Origin of the sequence: Niastella populi (assembly GCF_002078015.1) — a bacterium.
In the GTDB taxonomy this organism is placed as follows: Bacteria; Bacteroidota; Bacteroidia; order Chitinophagales; family Chitinophagaceae; genus Niastella; species Niastella populi.
The window spans coordinates 47,708-71,334 of the sequence record NZ_LWBP01000205.1 but is presented as its reverse complement, the minus strand read 5'-3'; the positions used below and the strand labels follow the sequence as shown (position 1 = coordinate 71,334).

Here is a 23,627-nt window from a genome sequence, read left to right as displayed (position 1 = left end):
AAAAGTGTATCCTATGTTATGCTATACGACATTTAAGTATTGAGGTCGTCACATTTATTTTACCATTGCTGCTGTAAACTTTCAGGAAGTATATCCCGGCAGCGAGGCCAGATAAATTGAGCATATCGTCGCTGTAAAGATTTCTACGTGTTAATATAACCCTGCCGTTTATGTCAGACAGTGTAACGCCAAGTGTATTTACACCAGGGAAATTGAAAGTTAATCTTACAAAATCCCGGACCGGGTTTGGCGCTATCCGGAGATAGTTCCCAATACCTCCCAGGTCAATGGTCGCTGTGATCACATAGTTATACGCATCGGAAAAAGGGCTATTGCACCCGTTTTCACTTACCCGTACATAATAATTGCCGGCAGTGGTTGGTTTGTAGCTTTGGGCGGTAGCGCCTGTTATGATATTGTAATTACTACCATACCATTGATTGCCTGTGGCCGAGGAAGATACCATGCCTTTAACCGCATCCGGGGTTATGGAAGGTTTAGGCGGATTTGGATAAACCGTAACGGTAATTGCGTTGGATGGCGGAGACACAACGCCCTCAACCGTTGCAGTAGCGGTATAGACTCCGCTGCTATAGACGAAATGCGTAGTACCGGTGGCATAGCTAACGGGCGCCCCGTCTTTGTACCATTGATTGTAGGTTCCCGATGAGCTTAAGGTAAGATAATTTCCTGTACAAAAAGTGGTAGCACCACTGGCCGTAATCACCGGCGCCGGGTCATTGATCTTATTTTTCAGTACAGTAACAGTCATATAGTTACCATCAGCGGCGGTCAGCTCAGGCCTGCCATCTGCATCCAGATCGCCTATGGCAATACTTCGCACACCGGATAATACGTAACCATAATCAATTTTTGCGTTGAAAGAAACGGCGCCTGGAGCACTTGTATTTTTATAAACGGAAATGGTGCCTGAAGATTGATTGGCCACTGCCAGATCGGGTTTGCCATCTCCGTCCACATCCCCGATAGCAATATCACAGGGCAATTGGCCGGCAGCATAATCAATTTTAGATGAAAACGAAATATCGCTCCCTGTATTATTATTGGGGAACACAGATACGCTGGCGTCGTCGCTATTGGCGACCACCAACTCGGGTTTTCCATCGCCATCCAGATCGCCGGCTGCAATAGCTTTTGGATTGGTTCCTGCCTGAAGATCCACTTTATTGTCAAAAGTAATAGTTGATCCGATACTGGTATTCTTAAATACGGAAATGGTATTACTTGACGTAGATATGGAACCGCTGTTGGCAGCCGCCAGATCATTTTTGCCATCTCCGTTAAGATCAGCGATAACAACCTGCCTCGGAAATACGCCCGTACCAAGATCTTTTCCTGGGCCAAAAGAAATAGAACCCGGGGTACTGGTGTTTCTGAATATAGTCAGCGAATTGGCATATATAGCAGCAACAACCAAATCAGGTTTTCCGTCTCCATCCAGATCACCTATGGAAGCGCTCCATGGACCATGCCCTACGGGAAGAGGTATACTATCTGAAAATGAAATATTTCCCGGTGTACTTTTATTTCGGAATATGGAAATATTATCGGGGTTTATACCAGCGGCAATAAGATCGGGTTTTCCATCTCCGTCCAGATCGGCAGCCGTTGTGCTGTAGGCATAATAGGAACCAGTCACACGATCTATCTTAGGTGCAAAGGAAGGCATTCCATGGCTGCTGTTATTTTGAAAGACAGAAACCCGCCCGTACACATTAGTTACGATCATATCCGGTTTTCCGTCCCCATCCAGGTCGCTCAGGGTAACATCCTGATCGTGTTCTCCTGCTTTCAAATCCAGCTTAACGGAAAACACGTCTGGCACCAGGGCCGCGCCTTTCCCTGCAAACGTGGGCATAAACGGTTTGGAATCATATGCCGTCAGGTTATTGGTGGTTACACTTACAGGCCAGTAAGTAGCGCCTGCCGGAACCGTAACCGTAAGAGAAGTGGATGTAGCGGCAGATACAATCGCTTTTACCGCACCGAAATAAACAATATTATCAGAAGCCTGACTGCTGAAATTAGATCCGGTGATCGTTATTACATCGCCGATCATCCCGGCCGATGGGGTAACACCAGCAATAATTGGCAGCGTTGTGCTAAATGTAAATCCATCGCGGGTGCCAGGTCCGACAGACGTTGTAACCGCTACCGCTCCAGATGTGCCGGAACCAACAACAGCCGTAATAACAGATGGTGAAATAACAGAAAATGACGCCGCAGGGGTTCCACCAAAATGGACGGATGTAGTTCCTGTAAAATTCAACCCCTTTATGGTAACCACAGTTCCCGTATTACCGGCAACCGGAGAAAACGACGAAATGATCGGCCCTGTATACACAAAGCCTGGCAGCGTGGCGGTGCCCTTGACTGTCGTTACACTTACATTACCGGAATTGCCTGGGCCCAGGACCGCTGTAATGGTTGTAGGGGACAATACGGTAAACGAAGTGGCCGCTACGCCGCCAAAAAGTACAGCAGAGGCGCCGGTAAAATTAGTTCCTGTTATGGTTATGGTAGCACCAGCCGTTCCGGATGTGGGTGTAAACGAAGTAATGGAAGGACCGGAATAATGAAAGCCCCCTAAAGTACCTTGTCCGCCGGCTGTGGTGACCGCTACGTCGCCCGACGCTCCTGAACCAACTACCGCCGTAATGGAAGTGGGTGACACAACCGTAAATGAAGTTGCGGGCACGCCGCCAAAATGAACCGCCGTAGCGCCGGTAAGGTCGGTACCCGTTATGGTAACCGTTGTACCAGTACCTGCGGAACTGGGTGTAAAAGAAGTAACAGTGGGGGGTACTGTATAAGTAAAACCCGCCAGGGTAGCAGTGCCTTTGGGTGTGGTAACAGACACGTTCCCCGATGCCCCTGCGCCAACTACGGCCGTAATAGAAGTGGGAGAAACCACGGTAAATGATGTTGCCGGCACCCCGCCAAAACTTACTGCCGTTGCTCCTGTAAAGTTAGCTCCGTTGATAGTAACGGTAGTTCCGGTAACGGCTATGGTTGGCGTAAAAGAAACAATAGCCGGGTCGGTCACTTTGTTTTTCAGGATCGACACCGTTTGGGAAATAAAATTAGCCACTGCCAGATCCGGCATATGATCTCCATCCAGATCACCCATGGCTACACTATAAGGCGAATTCGAATAATAATTAGCTGGGCTGGCCAGCACAATATTTCCGGCGGCGCTGGTATTTTGATAAACCAATACCCCGGTATTTGAATTGGCAACGATCACTTCAGGTTTACCATCTCCGTTCAAATCACCCAATGAAACATTGTATGTATCCCCCGAGCCATAGTTCACCTTTGAAGTAAAAAAGAAATTTCCGGTGCTGCTCATATTTTTCCATACAGACATTGACACCGCGGCCTGTGTAGTGAGTGTAAAATTATCATAGGTAATGATCAGGTCGGATTTATTATCACCATCCAAATCACCAAGGGCAATACCAAAAGGTTCGTCTGTATCCGTAGGGATATCGGTTTTCGTTGCAAAAACCATATTTCCGCTACTACTTTGATTTCTAAACAGGGAAACGCTGGACGATAAGGTATTTGTAACAGCCAGATCAGGCTTACTATCTCCATCCAGATCACCGATAGCAACCGAGTGCGGAGATAAGCCGGTAACCAGGTCGGTCTTCGCAGCAAAAGCTATTGTTCCCGGTGTGCCCGTATTTTTAAAGACAGATACCGTATTAGACAAAAAATTGCTTACGGCCAGTTCCGGTTTTCCATCGCCATCCAGGTCGCCAATGGCCACAGACCAGGGCGCGCTACCTGTTGCAAATTCTACCCGGGCCGCCAATGAAATGGTACCCGGCGTACTGGTATTACGATAAACGGATACTGTACTACTCACATTATTGGTTACCACCAGATCCGGCAACCCGTCACCATCTATATCCCCCGCTGCTATACTGTAAGGTGAAGAACCCGATGGAGCGGGAAAATCAATTTTAGTGGCAAAAGACAATATGCCCCCACTGCTGGTATTTCTAACAACAGAAATAAGGGAAGCCGGTGAATTGGCTCTATTCGGGGTGGCCAGGTCGGGTAGGCCATCGCCATCCAGATCGATAATCACTACCCCATTGGGATGGAGATTTGTGGTTACATCAGTTGCCATTGCAAAAGAACCCTTGGTAAACGGAGGATCTCCCCCCGCAAAAGTGGTTATAAAAGGCCTGGGCGACCAGGCGGTTAAATGATTTGTGGTAACCGTGAATGGTTGATACGTAGTGCCGGGAGGGATCGTTACCGTGAGCGAGGTGGATGTTGCCGACGTCACAGCAGCTTTGACCGCGCCGAAGTATACGATGTTATCACCCGCCGTGGCGCTGAAGTTACCACCTGTTATGGTGACAGCTGTTCCTACCGGACCAGCCGAAGGTGAAAAAGAAGTAATAACAGGCGCCTGGGCCAATGATTGTAAAACACTTAAAATAATAAAAGAGAAGAGAAACAATCTTTTTTTTGTTGCGAGCCGCTTAAGCAGAACTATCATCGCTGAAGGTTAGGGTTTTGAAAGAGAACAGTATCCTGATTTTAGAGTAAGGTATGGCATCTTGTTCAAATTAGCAATGCACGGCTTGTACAGTTGGCGGGCATTTACACACCTATTGCTAAATCTGCACACTTATCGCCAGAATACGCACACTTATCGGCCAAATTTTATTAGTTCTGGAATTTTATTGCATCACATGAAAAAGGGCTCCCGGCCTTTTATTAGATTTGCTTTTTTGGATTTGTCTCGGAAAAGTGCTGGTTGGTCGTAATTGGAGCAATTGGAAATAGAAACCGGCCTAATATCCCTAATGCAGGTTGGTTCCCCAGCAGCCAGCCGTACAGGCAAGATCAGGGAAGTAAACGGAGGGAAAAAACGTTTGTTAACAGAAGTTGGCGGTTTTTTTTATAGTTGTAAATTAATAATGAGACCGCGTTTATTACTTATTTAGAACTTCATGTGTTCTTCCGGTTTTTAATTCTGAAAAAACAGCCTCCACATAATCCTGCAGGATCTTCTCCTGCTCAAGCCTGTTGTTATTATGTCTCGATTTCAGTAGTTCATATAAGCCTGCTTCCTCTACGTTCAGAAGGTTGAGCGAACTGGCTTTGTTTTTTTCTCCGGCAACGACAAAGTCCTGGAAGCGGTCAAATGTTCGCCTATCCATCATTATACTTTTAACGTGCCCGTAATAAGAACGCAGTTGGTGCAGGATCTGAAATCCATGTTCATCTATATCTCCCCAGTAGTAGATGTTTTTATCTGCCAGCCACCGGGCATTTTTTAAATAACTAACTTTAAATCCACCGCCACTCCATATGGCTATGGCAGATGGGATGGATGGGAGGGTCAGGAAATTCATTTTGTTTTCAGTGATCACGACGTTGTTATGGTCAAATGCCGCTTTTTCAAAATCTGATAATCGAATGCTGAAATCCTTTATGTTGCTAAAAATGGTTAAATTTTCATCCAGTACTCTTATCCGGATCAAAGGCTCATCCTTTTGCAAAAAATAACGGTCCTCAAATTTTTTTCCGTTTTTATCGCGTATGTGCTCCGGTATGAGAAAGTCTAATAATGATTGTAACAATATGTTGTTTTCCTCAACGAATTTGGTGTGAACGGGTATCGGTAATTGACGGATGTATAATTCAGGCCGGGGGGTTGAGATAAAATACTTACAAACCGATAGAATGCCATTCCAGTTAGTATTGGGTAAAGTGAGTAATAATGGATTTTCAAGCACCCATTTTTGCAATTGAGGAAGTGTACTTATAATAACTTCATAATTCTTTATTAACAACTCCCATTCTTTCTTCTTTTTCGTAAAATGAAGATAATCATTAACCGTTTCGAATACGATACTATCAGGTAATTGTTGAACACCGGTTCGCCTGAAATTTTTTTCGGCTGCCTGTACCCAATAGCCAATGCCGGTTTCGTTCTTCGATTGGCTGTATAATGCCGTGATCTCATTTTGAAGATCGCCAAAACGACCGGTCAGGTCGCCTGGCTTCACTTTTCCGATCCTGTCTATTACTTTAGGGAAAAACGGCTCATTTGAAATATAGCTTTGCAGGAATGGTTTCCACCATTTTAATGCCTGCTGCAGGATATCGTCCGGACTGATCATTTATAAAGGTGTTGAGGATACCCGGTTAAAAAGATTATCGTGTTTCGCTTTTTCCAGCTCATAAGCTTCTTTGGTAAAGTTGCTTACCTGGGAATTATTGCCGTCTTTATTGCTTACAAAGTGAAAGGAATTAACGTGTGCTTCTATGATATGGATCTTTTGCAACGGCGTAACGATCAGTAATTGCAGGTTTAGTTTCTTAAAAAGTTCCAGGCCATACCGGGTACTTTCATCGCTGCCTCTGCCAAAGGCCTCATCGATGACCACGAACCGGAAACTCCGGCTTTTGCTTTCACCGAATTGCAAACCGAACTGGTAAGCCAGTGCGCTTGCCAGGATGGTATAAGCCAGCTTTTCTTTTTGTCCGCCGCTTTTACCGCCCGAACCTTCGTAAAACTCCTTTTCCGAATCATCTGCCAGGTATCGTTCGCTGGCGTTGAATTCAAACCACTGCCGCACGTCGGTAACCGTGTTTGTCCAGTCTTTGTTGATGCTTTCTGCACTGGCGAACCGGTCGAGTATTTTCTTCACCTGTTCATATTTTTCCTCTGTATATAATTCATTGTTGCTACTGAAGGAATGCGTATAGCATTTTTTCAGTTCCTCCCTGAACAGCCTTACTTCCTTATTGGGTGTGGCATCCATTTGAATGGTGATGTATGTTTCCTGGGTGGCGTTATATACTATTTCGCGCAGGTGCTGGTTAATGGTCTTTATTTTCTGGCGGATATCCTTTTCGTGCTTTTCCAACTGGTTATCGAATACGGCAATGCTGTGAATGGTGTTCCTGTTCAATTCTTCCTTGAACCTTTCTTCATGTCTTTTCAGGTCTTCCGTTACAAGCCGCTCATATTTTTTTATATATTCTGCTCTGGCATCGATGCTTTCGGCCAGTTCACTGTATTCTGCTTTGGAATGCTCTTTGATTTCCCGCATTTTTCTTTCTATCGATGACCGCAGGTTGCTTAAGCGGGTGCGGAGTTTTTTTAATTCACCGGTGTCGCCTTCAAACAATTTTCTGAACTGGTCCTGCTGCCTGTCAATGGATGAAAGGCGCAAATGCTTATCTGTTAGTTTTTCTTCTATTACCGGGAAATACAACTCCCGTTTCCGGGCATCGGCCAGCCTTGTAACCTCTTCAGTTTCCTGCAACTGTTTCTGATGCAGTTCGATAGCGCCTTTCAGTCTTCCAATTTGCTGGTTTTTTTCCGTTTCTTTTTCTTTTACATCTTCCATGGCAATAAGCGCTTCATCTCTTTTCCGGTGCAGCAGGGCGAGCATATCGTTGTTATGCAGCAGTTCGTGCCGTTCTTTTTCAAGATGGTGGATCTGCTCTACATGCCATTTCCAGTTAATGCGGCCGAAATCGGTCATGCTGAGCAACACGGTTAGTTGTTGGCGGAGGTGCTGATGTTGGCGTTGTTCTTTTTCTATTTCAGCCATGTGCGAGCGTTGTGCGAAAATCCGGCTTTCCAGTTCCGCAACGATTTCCTCCAAGGCTTTTATTTTTGATGTATTGCTCCAGCCCAACACATAATTACGTCGGTCGTCAATTCTTTTCCTGTCATCTTTCGTGTGCCGTATTTTACCACTTTTTATCAAACCCTGCCGGGTAATTCCATACGGTACGTGTTGCAGTTCGTTCACATCTACACAAAGAAAGTCGCCGAAAGTCTTTTGCAGGTAACCATCGAGCCAGGGTTCGAATGTAGAATCGGGTTTTATTTCTACTTTATACACAATGCTGTCTTTCTCCAGTTGCTTTTTATAAGAACCGGTAAAGCCGGTGTCTGTTTCCAGGTAGGTGAGTTTTATCCCTCTTCCATCTGCACCACGCAAAGGATTGTCGTTAACATATTTGCTAACGCTTTTATAATGTTGTTTGGGCACCAGCATGCTAATACCGGTATCGCGCAATAATTTTTCAACAGCCCCTTCCCAGGCGCTTTCTTTTTCGTTTACCTGCAACAGTTCGCCGGCAAAGGGAAGTTCCTCTTTATTTATTTCAAGGTCGGCGCATAATTGGGAACGGAAGCCGATGAGCCAACCGGGAATCTGTGTCTTCCGGTCTTTTAGCGAGTCAAGTTCTTCCTGTTCAACCTGCAGTTCGGTTTCGTTCTTACGCAATTCACTCATCAGGTTGTCTCGTTGAAGCTTTAACGCTTCTTCCCCCGCGGTGCAGGATGTTTCTATTTCTTTTGCCTTTTGGGTATTGGAATGAAAATCATTCTCACCTGCCGGAGCGGGCAGCCCGCATTGCCTGGCCAGTTTTTCGTAATCATCGTAATCCTTTTTCTTCTCCTCTTTGTATTTGTCGTTTTGTTTTATTTCATTGTCAATTTGCTCCAGTCGCTTACCGCCATTGTTGGCGATGTCCTGTAAAATGCCCAGCATTTTATTTTCCAGCATCTCTTTTTCGGCTGCCAGTTTTTTCTGAGCCTGTCCGGCAATACCCAGTTCATCCAATGCCGCTGCGATGGCTTCATCGAGCAATTGTTGCTTTTGCACGGCAAACCAGGCTGGTATTACTTCGAGCATTCCTTCTATATGCTCTATTACCCTTCCCGTATCGCCGTACTCCACCGAAAATTCGGTCAGGGGCTTCAATATATTATATTGTTCCCTGGCATTCACAACGGCTGCATGCGCTTTATTCAGATCGTCGAAGCGTTTCAGCAGGGTAGCTATCTGTTCCTTAACATCGGTTCGTTCAAGCATTTGTTCCCTTACAAAATCGGTAAGGCTGCTTACAGACTTCATGGAAACCGTTTGGTAAAAAAGATCTATGGCCTTGTCGCTATTCATGCCGAACAGGCGCCTGAAGTGCTCGCTATATTGGCTGAAATTGTCGTTAAACAGTTTCACGCCTTCGGTTGACCGTAATTTTTTCTTTAGATCATTGATATCTGTAAACCCGCTGAAGTGGTGGGTTATGGTAAGGGGTTTTGTGCCAATGATGAGCAGTTTTTCCACTTTACCGTCGCTGCCTATCCAAAATACCTGCGCCAGGCAAATGTTTTCCCCATAGCCTTCATTATGAAAATTCCCGATGATGACGGTATATGTATTATCGTCGGGCCGTAAATAAACTCTTTTGGCGGTTTTGGTGATCTCCTGCTTTTCCTTCTTGAATTCTCCTTTAACATAGCTCAACAGGTTACGCTCTTTGCCTTCGGCGCCTGCTGCTTTATTAAAGACTATTTTGTTATGCGGAACGAGCAAACAGGTAAGCGCATCTACCAGGGTCGATTTGCCGGAGCCAATATCGCCGGTAAGCAGGGCATTATGCCCGCCCGGATCAATTTTCCACTTTACTTTATCGAAAGTTCCCCAGTTCAGCACTTCCAGGTATTGAAGCCTGAAACCGGCATTGCCGGTGTGCATGCTTAATTCCAATTGTTCCATATGAAAATTTATCAATCAGTTATATTCTTTTCAATAGCGTGCCGTTGCAGTCTTTGAAGCATATCGTCAATTACACTGGCATTGACGAACCCTTTTATGATGCGATGGATCTCATAGTTATTTTCAGCATCTTCCAGTTTCCTCAGGAACCCCATTTCTATGACCTTATTGATGGTGGTAATGATCTTATCCTGCTGTTTTGCTTCATCCGAAGTACCGGGCAGAAAAGACCTGGTACGGTGAATGATCTCCTGTTGTGTAATAATGGCGCGAACAGAGCCGCCCTGCGCATCCTGTTCAAGCAGGTATTTCCTGAGCACAAGGCAAAGGAGGGAGGTGAAAAAATTCAACTGGCGTTTTTCCGCAAGTTTCGGGAGTTCCGTTTCCACTTCCTGCTCTATTTGTTGTAAGTAGGCATATCCTTCACTTTTATCAATATACACATCGAGCCCTATCGCAAAAAAATACTTTTTTATTTCAGGCTCATATTGCAAAAGATTTTCCCAGGCCGCCTTTTGATGGTTATAGAGTATGCCTTTCAATAAGGTTATCAGGCTTAAAGCGTATTCAGTTGTCATAATTACCTGTTGAATATTATTAAAGGCGTTTTTAAGGAGTATGATTTGCCGGTATCTGCATTGAATACGGTTACCTGTTCTGTTTGCTCGTTGTTTATATAGTGCCTGCTGTCGCCGGTGGCAATTTGCATATAGCCAAGTATCTCTGCAATTCCTTTTGTCGGCCGGTAGTGGTTTAACAATTCCTGCAGGGGGATCTGTGACCGGGACCGCAGCAGCGCTTTGACATTGTTGCGCAATTCATCGAGGTTGATATAAAACTGTTCAAACAGCACATTCGTGTCGGCCTCGGCTTTACCATCCTCGATGATCGTTTCTGTAAAAGAAACTTTCAACGGCGGGGTAAACAGGGGGCGTTCCATGATGAAGGTTGGACGGAAAAGGCTATCGATTTCCATTAACGGTTGTTGCGGATCGATATCATCTTTATGTTCCAATAAGAGGTTTTCTATGCGTTCGATACTTCTGAGAATGTGCCGGCTTTCAGAAAGGTTTTTCTGTTCAACATACTTTCGTAATTGTTCAATCAGTCCGTCATTACTTCTGTTAACCTTATCACCGGCCTCTACGAGGTTGGTTTTGATACGGTCAACGATCTGTTCCTGTTTTACCTGTTTTATGACAGGAATGGTATTGAGTTTTTCAATGAGCGTTTCCAGTTCATGTTGCATGCTTTCGCTCATGAGAAATTCCCAGAAAGCCTTAAAGCTTTTGCCCTGGTCGGTATTCCAAAGGTAATCCTGTTGTTCAAAAATAGCATCGAGCAGGGCGCCTTTGGCCAGGTTGCTTCTTATGATCGTTTGCCGTGTTTGTGTATCCAGTTCCCTGAAATTCTCCTCTACCTGCCTGAAGTCGGACAATAATCGCTTTGCTGTTTCTTCGGCCAGAAAATAGTCTTCCTTCAATTGCGTCTCTGTCGGTTTCGCATAATTGCCTTTTTTTATTTGCTCAATCTCTTCATCGATTTTTTTTCTTTCAGCCTGTAATTGCTGTATTCTTTCATAAGGTCCTGCCGTTCTGTTCACTATTTGCTGCAGCAGGGAGAAGAACTGCAGTAATCGGCTGTGGGTTCCAACAAATTGCTGTTTATTCAGATCTTCCAGCCATTTCAGGGCATTTTCACTAGCGGGGGATAATTCATACACGGGTTCATCGGCTGTTTCATAGTAACGCCGGAGATAACCCTGTTGCGCCCACTTTTGCAGGTAATCAAGAGGCGGCTTGTTATAGTCTGCAATACCCTGACGCTCGAGCGAAAACAAAAAATCACCCAACAGGCCAGCCAGGTCTGATTGCGGATAAGCGATCTTTTCCTGTTGCTTGAAAGCTAAATGAAAAAAACTTACCAATAATGGAAAATGGTCGGCCCTCAGTATTTGCAGGGTTTTATCATTGCGATAAAATGTAAGGGCTTTCTCGAAATTCATGGTAAAAAGGCTGGTTTTCTGGTGGTGCGTTGCAAGTTAAGAAAAGCTAAATATGTTAGCAATATTTTATTGCCGGGGGCCGCGCTAATGCGGATTTTGCTATTTTTGTACATGTGCGTAAATATCCTGTTGGTATACAGAGCTTTAAAGAAATAAGGGAGGGTAAATACATTTATGTCGATAAGACGCGATTGATTCATACTTTAATTGAATCAGGCAAGTATTTTTTTCTTAGCCGTCCCAGACGTTTTGGAAAATCGCTCCTGATCTCTACTATCAAGGAGATATTTAGTGGCAGAAAGGATCTCTTCAAGGATCTTTGGATAGAAGACAAATGGAATTGGGAACGCAAACACCCTGTAATCCATCTTCGATTCAGCAAAATGCCCTATGAACTGATTAGGCTGGAATTGGCAATTAGCCAGAAACTGGACAGACTGGCAATTGATCTCGGTTTTTCACTGAAAGAAACCAATATCAAGGATAAATTCACTGAACTGATCAGTAAAGCCGGAGCTAAAGAAAGGGTGGTAATTTTAATTGATGAGTATGACAAACCCATTATAGATTTTTTGGATCATGTGCCCAAAGCAGAAGAAAACCGGGCTATTTTCAGAAGCTTTTATTCTGTTCTAAAGGATGCCGATGATTATATTCGTTTTCTGCTGATAACAGGTGTTAGCCGCTTTAGTAAAGTGAGTATATTTTCAGGGTTGAATAATATTGAGGATATTTCCCTTGCAGAATCAATGAACGACCTGGCTGGCATAACCCAGGCTGAGCTGGAAACAAATTTTCCACCTGAATTAAATGCCCTGGCAATAAAATTTGAGATTGGATATAAGGAGTTACTGGAAGAAACTAAGTATTGGTATAATGGATACTCCTGGACGGGAAAACACACTCTTTATAATCCATTTTCTCTTCTCCTTTTGTTCAAGCAACAACGGTTCGATAATTTTTGGTTCGAAACAGGCACACCTACCTTCCTGGTAAAAGCGTTAAAAAAGCAAAGGCAGTTTGAGTTTGATAGTGTTAATGCGACGCTTACGGAGTTGGGTAGTTTTGATCTTGAAAATCCGGTATCAGAAGCGCTCCTGTTTCAAACGGGATATCTTACCATAAAAACCTTTTTTCCGAAATCGGGCACCTGTGAATTAGGATATCCAAATAAAGAAGTAGAAAACAGTCTTAAGGATGCCTTATTAAGCACCTACAGGGAAGTATTTCCCAAATATTCCTCACCCATTACAGAAGATATCACCGGGGCGCTGATAAATAAGGATTTTCCTAAGTTGATACAAGGTTTGAACACACTTATCTCTACTATTCCTTACGACCATTGGAAGGCCGAAAGTGAATCGATATTTCGTATTATATTTCATTTAGCACTAACGAGGTTAGGTGTAGATATCAGAAGCGAAGCGCATAGTGCGCATGGCAGATGCGACGTAATTGTACAAACATCTGCATATATCTATGCTATAGAATTAAACCTAAATAGCACTGCACAGCAGGCATTGGATCAGATTATAGAAAAAAAATATCTCCATCCTTTCCAATCAGATGCGCGGAAAAAATATGCCATCGGGATAAACTTTTCCGGTGAGAAACGAGCGGTGGATGATTATCTGGTAAAAGAGATACTTTGAACCCACTACAATTAATTATTCACCAACTAAATCTGCAAGAGTATATTATTTGTTTACCCGGAACGATACATCTTGCTTAGTATCAGTGATTTAAAAGTTTATAGTTTGGTTAATCTTCTTTCAACTGGTTTGAAGAATTTCCAATCCGGTTCACAGGAAGCTCGTCGAAAGACGGGCTTTTTGTTTAAAATATATGTCCCGCCTGCATTTTCAATGATTTTCTGTATAGTTGTAACTAACCGATAAAGCCCGCTTTATCGGTTAACTAAAGCTGGTGCCGGGTATCCCTTTCAGAAGAATATTTTGACCATACATGAATTATTGTCATTTACCTTTAGCTTCATAGTTAAACTGGTCGAATATCGAAGAAACAGCTTCCCTTATTTTTTGCTCATTGTTTATATTTTCCTGTGCGATTATTCCCGAAGCAAAACCCTGCCAAACCATTTTTTGAGTTTTATTATCATTCAGGTTAATAATCAGGGTTCCCGGTTGAACAGGCACCCACTCCACATCATCGTTTGAAACTACCGCTTCCCCACCAATGGTAACATACCCACTTGTTCTTCGCAAAGTGTCGGCCTGTTCTGTTATGAAAAACGAAACCGTCATACCAGGGTCGCCAACTGATTTCATTTTATAACCACGTGTATTCAATTCATATTCTATTGCATCTTTGATCCTTTTCCTGGCTGATTCGTTATTGTATACGTATACGCCTGTTGGACTTACAAATACCCTTGCTTCCGGTATCTTATCTACATCGGTAATCCAGCCATAAGTTTTAACGTCTGCCAGGTTCGTCACATCGGCATCAATATTTTTTCCTATTTCCCGCGTATTAGAAGGCCCGCAGCTAACGAAAAACGACAATCCAATAACACACAATGTTGTAATCTTTTTCATGATCTGAATATTTGTTTGTATTTGAATGCATCAATATCGTTCTCATTGGTTTAACTGAATTCCTTCAGTTAAAGCTATCAACCGTATGGTAGAAAATGCATCAAGGTATCATGATGGATCTTTTTCCACACAATCCTTAAAATTTCTTACAGCAACTAATTATAAATACAGAAAAAATCATTCCCCATTGGTTCAATTACTTTAACTGAATATGAAGGATGTTCATTTGGGGGACAAACATTCGTGTTGGATCTGCAAATCTATGTAGAAACGCTAATAACAGTTTTTCCAGACAAAGCCGGGGGCAATGCAGCTGCTCCATTTATGGCGGCCATTTTGTTTTTGTCATCGTTGAAACCCCGCGCCGGTTCTGCATATCAGCAATGGCCGCACATGGCATGGCGTAGAATACGATTGTTGGAATAACAATTTGTATTAATGCAATTCATGTATCAAAAACTACAGTTCGCCGACGACCTGATATTTTGTATGCCGGTCGCAATTAACTTCACATGATCGATCCCTTATGTTACGCGTGATCTTATAGGAAAGACTTTTATCATCCATTATTCTTTCTCTTCAGTATTTCCCGTATGCTATAGCTGGTAGGTATGTTTGGTGCATCGGTTTGGGCTTTGCCTCGGCCGGTATAATGTTTTTGCCCTATGGGCAGGCACTTTCTTCTTATATAACAATCACAAACAAACTTTTTTATAAACCTTAATGCCATGAGTTCTCGAAAAAAGACGGAAACCAGAAAACAATTATTATCATCGTTTATCGCCGGTGAAAAGCAGGAACTGTTTTTAAATGCCTATACCGCTCATAAAAACGAATGGGGCGGAATACAGGAAACATTGTTGAAAGAAGGTCTTTCGGCAGAGGAGATCACAAAGCTTGAATTGGTGCATCACCTGGCCGACGTAACAAGCGACAATGCATCACTGGTGTCCTCATTACAGGAGAAAGTGAACACAGTACGCGAAATGGCCCTTACCTACAACCGGAAAAAGATTAAAACCCTGTTGAAGAACGTGCCTTTTCCGGAAGAAATTGCAGGCGACACACCCGAACAACAACAGGAGCATTATGCACGTCAGATTGAAAAGCAACTTTACCATAAGGAGCCCTCGGCGGTGATCGAACGAATGGTAAAGGATAATGAATTGCCCATAAAGGATAAAGATATCAGGAAAGGGCTTTTGTCGTTCTTTGAACAACATCCGGAATTTAATATCCGAAGTACGTCGGTATATGCAGCCGCCAGGCAAAACAAAACCAGCCTGGCAAAGGTAGACCCGGTATTGCGAACCGAAGTGATGGATATCCTGAAAAATATCCAGCGTATCAGTTCACTGAGCGATACGCCCGATTTATTACCGGCCTTGATGAATGCCGGTCTCACCTCAGCACACAAAGTTGTTACGCATCCCAAACAGGTTTTTGTAAACACCTATGCTGAACAACTGGGCGGTGAAGCCCTGGCTGAACAGGTATATGAGCAGGCTGCGAATATCAATACGCGCAATGAATTTTTGTTGGCTGCCCTGCGAGATAGCATAACCAGTACTTCCGTAGCCGCAATCGATGGTAAAACCGGTCGGGAAGAGGCGATTGCCGTTGTAAAAGAAATGGCCGAACAGGATAATTTACTGTTAAACTGGGAAACCCTGTTTGGTAATGCCGACCTGTGTGAATGCGATGAATGCCGTTCGGTTTACAGTGCTTCATCGTACCTGGTTGAACTATTGCAATACCTTCGTTATAGTGGTTACCCATCGCCATTGGATGAACTGCTGAAACGCCGGCCCGATATCGGCAACCTCCGGCTCACCTGCGAAAATGCCGAAACCGCCCTTCCGTACATAGATATTGTGAATGAAGTGATGGAAAGCTTTATCGCTCATTTGCCCGGTTACCAGGCTGAAGGCAATGTGCAGCTGGACGTTTTTAATGTAACAGAGGAAAAAAGCGAAGAGTTGCTTGCCGTGCCGCAGCACATAAACTACAATGCTTACAGAACACTCAATAACGCGGTATATCCCTTTACCCTTCCATACAACCAGCCGCTGGATGCCATTAGGCTGTTGTTGCAGAAATCAGGCGCCAGCCGCTATGGCATCATGAACGCTTTTGAAGTGGCAGGCAACCCGGAAGAACGTTTTGCCATGCAAAATGCAAGAGCGGCGGAACTGCTTCAATTGTCGAGAGAGGAATATGTAATTCTTACCAAAGAAGATTTTTATAGAAAGGAATATTATGATGCAAAACTGGGAAAAACCCATACAGTAGGCGAATACCAGACCCTCATAGGCGTAAAACCCGTTTGGCAGTATTATGGTTTTGAAACTGAAGCTGCCATGTTATCGGAGCTGAAGATGGTGAAAAACAGTTTTTTACCCCGAACCGGTATCAGCTTTAAAGAGCTGTACACTATTCTTGAAACCAAAAGTGTAAATAAGGCCCGGCCAACGGGAGCGGCGCTGGCGATGATGAACCGCATTCCATACAGTTACCGGTATCTGCAGTCACTGGTGGTAAATGCAACCGAACCTGCTGCAAAATATGCCCAGGTGATCGCTTTGCTGCAGGGAGCGTTTGATTCGCAGGCCGATAAAAATGCAGTGGCCGAATGGGTATTGCAGCACTTTGAAAATGTGGGTAAAATGATGGTGCTTGAATTGGGCGGCACAACACCTGGTAATAGCGACAATTATTATTATTACAACCAGGGTGGTCCGGCGGCAGACCTTTATCAGGTAGCCATGGCCGGTGATATCAGTAAGGCTGTATTGCAGCACCTCGATGGAACGCCTTTAACTACTGGCGAATATGATACCCTCCAGCGATTCATCAGGTTATGGCGAAAATTAAACCTGAGTATACAGCAAACCGATATGGCATTGGTTGCGCTTTGGCCTGCTACCAGTACAACCTACGACATCAGGCCACATATTATAGCGGCCCTGTCGCATGTTTTACAATTGCTTAACCATACCGGTTTAACCCTCGAACGGTTGCTGATCGCTTTTGGTAATATACAAACGCATGGTGAGCCAAGCATGTATAAAAAGATCTTTCTTTCACCGAATATATTGTCAATTGATCCGGTGTTTGCACCCGACGCCAACGGCAATATCCTGGCCGGGGCCCCAACCATCAGTGCACATATGGCCGGTATTATGGCGGCGCTGCAACTTACCGCCGATGATATTATACAGATCCGCACGAAAGCCGCTTTGCCCGATGTATTATCAATTGCGAACCTGTCGGTAATCATCAGGCATGGTATGCTGGCCAGATACCTGAGACTGCCGGTAAAAAGATTGTTGCAGTTGATCTCCATGTATCCCAATGGCAATGTTTTTCAAACGCCTTATATATTGCTCGATTTTATTACCCTCTGCCAAAGTATTCAAACGGCCCGTTTTAAACCCGAGCAGCTGAATTATATGATCGCCAATGCTACTGAACCGGGAATAACACCTACTGAAAGATCGGTTCTGACCATTGCCCGTGATCTGCACGAAGCCCTGAAAGCCAATGCCCTACAGTATGTAATACCGGAGTACATAACCGCCGAGCTGCTGCACCGGCAGTTGTTACTGGTATTTGAAAAGGATATTGCCGATAAGGTCATCGCTTTGCTTAAAGGGAGTACGGTGTATACTCACAAGGTAAATGCCCGGTTATCTATCGAAGTTCCTGAACGGCTTGCATCCCGGTTTTCGTACGATGCTTCCAGTGGCACAATGTCGGTAAATGGGATACTACATGAAGAAGACTGGAGCGAAATAGGAGGTTTGTCTAAGGATAAATCTTTTCAAAAAGGCGTTAGCATTCTTTCGGGACAACCCGGTTTATTTATCAACGATTCGTTGTTTGCTTTATTTCCCGCCAACAGTGCGGAAAGAAATGCTGTGCTGGCGCCCGATAATGATGACGCCACTGCTCAGGCCAAAATAGCCCTTTGCTATAACCAGTACATTCCATTGCTGAAAAAGAAACAATCGCAGCAACTGATCATTGACAGGCTGTCGGCCGGTATTCAATTAGATGCTGCTACCACCGAGTGGTTGCTTACCGGTTTACTTACCAGTGCCGATGGTACGAAATCACTACTCACCGATATTGAAAAATTAGGCGATCCGGTAGCAACAGGATCTACGTGGGAAGGCTACCTGATACCAGCTGCCGACGACAACTATACCATCGTGATTGCCGCTACAGAGCAGCCCGCGCTCTGGATCGACGACCAACAGATTACGATGCAACATATAGCAGGTATTGCGGGGCAATATGAAACAACCGCACTTAAACTGAAAGCAGGCCAGTTATACAAATTGAAGGTGACCGAAATAAATGGTGAGCTTTCACGGCTATCCTGGAAAACGCCCACGGTGCCCAAACTGCAGATTCCTGAAAGCTGTTTGTTCCCGGGCGTATCGAATACGGCATTTGATGCGGCTTACAGAAAATTGCATAAAGCAGCGCTGTTCATTAACGGGTTTTCATTTACTACTGAAGAGTTAAAACAGTTGTATTTGTGCAAAGGCGGTTTTGAAGGAATGGACCTGAATAATATAACAATGACGTTAATGCGCCGCTTTGCAGAATATACAGTAGTGCGCAACCGGCATAGAAAAGGTAGTATTTCGCTGGCTGCTTTTTTGGCCTGGACGCGCAACCCGGTAAATGCTACCCTGGCCGAAAAGATGGTGGCATTAACAGGCTGGGACCTTGCGCTGGTGCAGGCGCTGATAAGCACCACACAATTTAATTGCAGCCCTGTAACTTTTTTCAACGAAAAACCCCTTGATAAATTATATAATGCCGTTGTGCTGGCCGAACAAACAGGTATCGATACAGCCAGATTGATTTCATGGGCCGTACCATTGACCGACTTTGACAAATGTTACCAGCAGGCTGAAAGTATAAAAGGCAGTCTTCGCGCGCGCTATACCGAGGAAGACTGGCAGCAAACTATTAAACCGGTAAATGACCAGTTGCGCAGTAACCAGCGCAACGCCCTTATCAGCTATTTGCTGGTGCAACCTGCTCTGAAACAATGGGCGCACAACAGAAATATGTTACTCGATGCAAATGCGCTGTTCGATTTCTTTTTACTGGATGTACAAATGGAAAGTGTAATGGAAACATCCCGTATACGGCAGGCGCTTTCTTCAGTACAGTCATTCGTGCAGCGTTGTTTCCTGGGACTGGAAAAAGAAGTCGATGTCAATGCCCTCGATCGAAACCGGTGGGAATGGATGCAGCAATACAGAACATGGGAAGCCAACAGAAAAGTATTCCTTTATCCTGAGAACTGGATAGAGCCGGATCTGCGCGATACCAGGAGCCCTTTCTTCAAAGAACTGGAGGCGGAATTATTGCAGCAGGATATGAACCAGGAAAACCTTGAAGCTGCGGTTCGCAATTATCTCAACAAATTGCATGAGGTAAGCAACCTTGATGTAAGCGCCGTATACCAGCAGTACCAGGGCGCTCACCGGTCGCTGTCGGTAAGCCATGTTTTTGCACGCACCCGGAGCGTTCCCTACGGCTATTATTACAGGAAATTCGATCATTATGACAGGTCGTGGACACCCTGGGATAAAATTGATGCCGATATTCAGTTGATAGAAAGTGACAACACGCAATGGCAGCCCAACCGGCCATTAAACGGCAATTACCTGGTACCGGTAGTGTGGAAAAACCGGTTACTGTTATTCTGGCCGGTGTTTACAAAAAAAGCTGCTGAGAACGGATCGAGCGGTAGTACCGTATCAGAAATGTCGATTGTTGACATATCGAATAAAAAAACAAAGTTGATAAGGCCGCTGGAGTATTATGAGGTAAGACTGGCATGGTCGGAGCATAAAAATGGAAAATGGACGGCCGGGCAAACATCCGGTGTGGCGTTGAATACGCCAGCCAGAGAAGCGAATGCCCTGCAAGCCGGTAAATTCATGTTCATTCAGGATACAAAAACCGAGCACTTGACCATAAACGTTTACCATGCCGGGGAACTGAGTGCTTCAAAACCGTTGGCCACGCCCATAGGCATGTTCACTTTTCACGACAATAACCATATCAATTTATCGGCCTCGCTTCCCGATCATTATTCTATTTACCGGCATCACCCCGTAGGTGTAGAAACGATGTTCAATCATTTTTACTCAGTGGGTCAAACCAATCTTGATATCAACTTCTCATATATAGCCACAGACCAGGGTCTTATACTTTTAAAGGAATTGTCGGAGTTTAAAGTGGTAAGAACCCTACAAAGGGATTGTGACAATAGCATCAATGACGATGAAACAACCCTTGTATACCAGGAAGAACATACAGGCAATACGCATAACCGCACTATGGTGCGTTATCAATCGAATTACCAGGATATCTACCACGATATCGAAAACCTGTACCATCCCTATACAGGTGAATTTCTGCAGCAATTGAATCAAAATGGTTTGCCCGGCCTGTTAAGCACCCTCACCCAGGCGGAAACGAAGTTTGCGGCAACGCCTGAATCGTACCAGGGTATCCGAATTGTGAAGTGGCCCGAGGCAGGTGTGGAGTTTGGAAAGGGCATTGATAACCTGTTTAAGGAATCTGTTGGTACATATAGTATTTATAACTGGGAACTGTTCTTTCATATACCGCTGATCATTGCCGACCGGTTAAGTAAGAACAGGCAGTACGAGCAGGCGCGCAACTGGTTCCATTATATATTCAATCCGCTTGCTACGGGTGCTGAAAACAATGTGCGGCGTTACTGGCAGTTCCTGCCGTTTAAAACAAGCCCGGTTGATACCATCACGTCAATTATGTACAGCCTGCGCAACGGGCATTATTCTTCCGAAATCTTTGCATGGCGTGAAAATCCCTATAACCCGCACCTGGTTGCGCGTACACGCCCGGCCGCCTATATGAGAACCGTGGTGATGAAGTACCTCGATAACCTGGTTGCCTGGGGCGATGAGCTGTACCGGCAGAATACCATGGAAACCATCAACCAGGCCCTGATGTTATATGTAACGGCCGGGCACCTGTTGGGACCGCGTCCGCAGGTGTTGCCCGACAGGGGCAAAGTAGCGCCTCAAACCTACAATTCGCTTAAGGATAAGTGGGATAGCTTTGGCAATGCCCTGGTTGAAATGGAGCTGGCCTTTCCCTACAGTGGGCAGGTTACCTATGAGGGCGGTTTACAGAATGGTAAACCTTACAGGGGCAATAATATATATGGTTTTGGCGCTTCTTTATACTTCAACATTCCCAATAACCCGCAATTGTTGCAGTACTGGGATACGGTGGCCGACCGCCTGTTTAAGATACGGCACAGTATGAATATAGATGGGGTGGTGCAGAAGCTGGCTTTGTTTGAGCCGCCTATTGACCCGGCCCTGCTGGTTCGGGCCGCAGCCAACGGCATCAGCATCAGTAGTGTACTAAATGATTTCAATGTGTCGATGCCTTATTACCGGTTCCGGCATCTTACGGCGAAAGCGCTTGAAATATGTAGTGAAGTGAAGGCTTTAGGCAGCCAGTTGCTATCGGTTATTGAACGGCGTGATGCAGAAGCGCTGTCTGTGCTGCGTTCAACGCACGAAGTGAACGTATTGAATGCGGTGAAGGCCGTAAAACTGGCTCAACTCGAAGAAGCAAAGGCGCAACAGGAAATTTTAAATAAGACCAGGGAGAATACAGGAAAACGGCTGAAGCATTTTCAACAATTGCTGGGCATTGACACCAGTGTGCCGGCCACGCATGCCGCGTACAGGGAAATTGCCGGCAATTATCCCAAAACAGTTGCAGGCAGTGTGGCAAAGCTGATCGCCATGGAAAAAGAAGACATGGACAAAGCCCGAATGGCTGCTGATAAGCAAAAAGTTGCCGGAACAATAGAAGTATCTGCTGCAAGGGCCGGTATGCTGCCTACCATCAGCGCCAATGCCCAGCCTTTTGGTATAGGGGTGAGCGTTTCAGCCGGTGGGTCAACCCTGGGCGCTTATTTGTCGGGAAAGGCGCGCGGTGTGCAAATCGATTCCAGCATTCTCCAGTTCGAATCTTCGGCCGCCGCAAAAAATGCCGGCTTTCTCAGGCAGCGGCAGGATTGGGTATTGCAGGCCAACAGCGCCGGTAATGAACTGGTGCAGATAGATAAACAACTGCTCGCCGCCCAGATCAGGATAGCCCTGGCCGAGAAAGAATGGAAGAGCCACGAGTTGCAAATAGCACAGGCTGGTGACATGCACGCTTATCTTACGTCCAAATATACTAACCAGGAATTGTACCAGTGGATGGAAGGGCAGGTTCGCCAGGTTTACCGCCAGGCTTACCAGTTGGCCTATGATATCGCGCGCAAAGCCGAAAAGGCGTATCGCTTTGAAAGAGGAGAAACCAATACCAGCTTTATCAAACTGGCTTACTGGGACGGCCAAAGGGACGGATTACTTGCCGGAGAACAGCTCTCCCTCGCCATACGCCAACTGGAAAAGGCTTATATGGATACGCATAAACGTGAATATGAGATCACCAAACATGTATCCCTGGCGCAATGGGACCCCTTTGCATTGATCAGTCTGAAAGAAACAGGCAGTTGTGAACTGGCGCTGCCCGAAGAAATGTTCGACCTCGACTTCCCGGGTCATTTTATGCGCAGGATAAAAACGGTGAGCATTTCCATACCATGCGTGGCGGGTCCGTATACAAGTATAAGCGCTACGTTAACCCTGTTGCATGATAAAACCCGCGTAAGCAACCTTACAGGGCCGCAATATACCGAGGATACAGGCGCTGCCGACGACCGGTTCGTGAGCAATTTTGTACAGTTGCAATCCATTGCGGTAAGCCAGGCACAGCACGACAATGGTATGTTCGAACTGAACTTCCGCGATGACCGCTTTCTGCCTTTTGAAGGGGCAGGGGCTATCGGTCGCTGGCGGCTCGAATTACCCGATGCCTTCCGCCAGTTCGATTACGATACCATACCAGACGTTGTTTTTCATTTGCAGTACACCGCACGCGAAGGCGGAAGTATGTTGAAACAGGCCGCCGTAAGCAGTCTCAATAACCATCTTAAAGATGCAGCGGCAGCAAGTGGCATGAGCCGCCTGTTCAGTGTACGGCAGGAGTTTTCAACCGAATGGCATCGTTTTTTAAACCCATTGGGTGATACAGCGCAGGTACTTTCGTTAACAGGATTGCAGGACAGGCTGCCCTTTTTTACCCGCAGTAAAAGCGTAACAGGTATAGAAGTTACCGGTGTTGATCTTCTCATACGGGGAACAGTAACCGGTATACAGTTAAACGGTACATCCTTGTCGCCCGCTGCCGCTATCGGTGATCTTATTCATTTTTCCGCAAGCGGTAATTTCCCGGCTATTACAGATGCGTGGCAGTTTACACCCGATAATGCCATCGATGCGGAATTACAGGATGCCTGGTTAATTGTAAGCTATTCATTGCATACAAACCTGTAAA

At 45.1% G+C, this 23,627-nt stretch carries 8 protein-coding genes; 2 read left to right on the top strand and 6 right to left on the bottom strand.

Annotated elements, in window-relative coordinates:
• Positions 1–16 precede the first annotated feature (16 nt).
• The 5 genes from A4R26_RS24695 to A4R26_RS24675 all read right to left on the bottom strand — a co-directional run bounded on the left by A4R26_RS24695 (position 17) and on the right by A4R26_RS24675 (position 11,583).
• Positions 17–4,540, bottom strand: a complete 4,524-nt coding sequence (locus A4R26_RS24695) for a beta strand repeat-containing protein (protein WP_081169205.1) — start codon at positions 4,538–4,540, stop codon at positions 17–19.
• Between the two features lie 439 nt (positions 4,541–4,979).
• Positions 4,980–6,173, bottom strand: a complete 1,194-nt coding sequence (locus A4R26_RS24690) for a Wadjet anti-phage system protein JetD domain-containing protein (RefSeq protein WP_081169204.1) — start codon at positions 6,171–6,173, stop codon at positions 4,980–4,982.
• Positions 6,174–9,578 (bottom strand): ATP-binding protein, encoded by a 3,405-nt coding sequence (locus A4R26_RS24685; RefSeq protein WP_081169203.1) that lies wholly within the window; start codon positions 9,576–9,578, stop codon positions 6,174–6,176.
• 11 nt (positions 9,579–9,589) lie between these two features.
• Positions 9,590–10,156, bottom strand: a complete 567-nt coding sequence (locus tag A4R26_RS24680; RefSeq protein WP_081169202.1) for a DUF4194 domain-containing protein — start codon at positions 10,154–10,156, stop codon at positions 9,590–9,592.
• Positions 10,157–10,158: 2 nt separating this feature from the next.
• A complete protein-coding gene (locus A4R26_RS24675; protein ID WP_081169201.1) occupies positions 10,159–11,583 on the bottom strand; it encodes a DUF3375 domain-containing protein in 1,425 nt (474 codons plus the stop codon).
• Positions 11,584–11,696: 113 nt separating this feature from the next.
• Here A4R26_RS24675 and A4R26_RS24670 point away from each other — a divergent pair, with 113 nt between their 5' ends.
• Positions 11,697–13,235 (top strand): ATP-binding protein, encoded by a 1,539-nt coding sequence (locus A4R26_RS24670; protein ID WP_081169200.1) that lies wholly within the window; start codon positions 11,697–11,699, stop codon positions 13,233–13,235.
• Positions 13,236–13,559: 324 nt separating this feature from the next.
• Here A4R26_RS24670 and A4R26_RS24665 read toward each other — a convergent pair whose 3' ends face one another.
• Positions 13,560–14,141, bottom strand: a complete 582-nt coding sequence (locus tag A4R26_RS24665; protein WP_081169199.1) for a DUF4136 domain-containing protein — start codon at positions 14,139–14,141, stop codon at positions 13,560–13,562.
• Positions 14,142–14,869: 728 nt separating this feature from the next.
• Between A4R26_RS24665 and A4R26_RS24660 the strand changes: the two genes are divergently transcribed.
• On the top strand, positions 14,870–23,626 hold the full coding sequence (locus A4R26_RS24660) for a Tc toxin subunit A-related protein (protein WP_081169198.1): 8,757 nt from the start codon (positions 14,870–14,872) through the stop codon (positions 23,624–23,626).
• The last annotated feature ends 1 nt before the right edge of the window (position 23,627 follow it).

Bases quoted from the DNA above. Each gene is read 5' to 3' on its own strand.
- A4R26_RS24695 (WP_081169205.1), bottom strand. From the start codon at position 4,540: ATGATAGTTCTGCTTAAGCGGCTCGCAACAAAAAAAAGATTGTTTCTC.
- A4R26_RS24690 (WP_081169204.1), bottom strand. From the start codon at position 6,173: ATGATCAGTCCGGACGATATCCTGCAGCAGGCATTAAAATGGTGGAAA.
- A4R26_RS24685 (WP_081169203.1), bottom strand. From the start codon at position 9,578: ATGGAACAATTGGAATTAAGCATGCACACCGGCAATGCCGGTTTCAGG.
- A4R26_RS24680 (WP_081169202.1), bottom strand. From the start codon at position 10,156: ATGACAACTGAATACGCTTTAAGCCTGATAACCTTATTGAAAGGCATA.
- A4R26_RS24675 (WP_081169201.1), bottom strand. From the start codon at position 11,583: ATGAATTTCGAGAAAGCCCTTACATTTTATCGCAATGATAAAACCCTG.
- A4R26_RS24665 (WP_081169199.1), bottom strand. From the start codon at position 14,141: ATGAAAAAGATTACAACATTGTGTGTTATTGGATTGTCGTTTTTCGTT.
- A4R26_RS24660 (WP_081169198.1), top strand. From the start codon at position 14,870: ATGAGTTCTCGAAAAAAGACGGAAACCAGAAAACAATTATTATCATCG.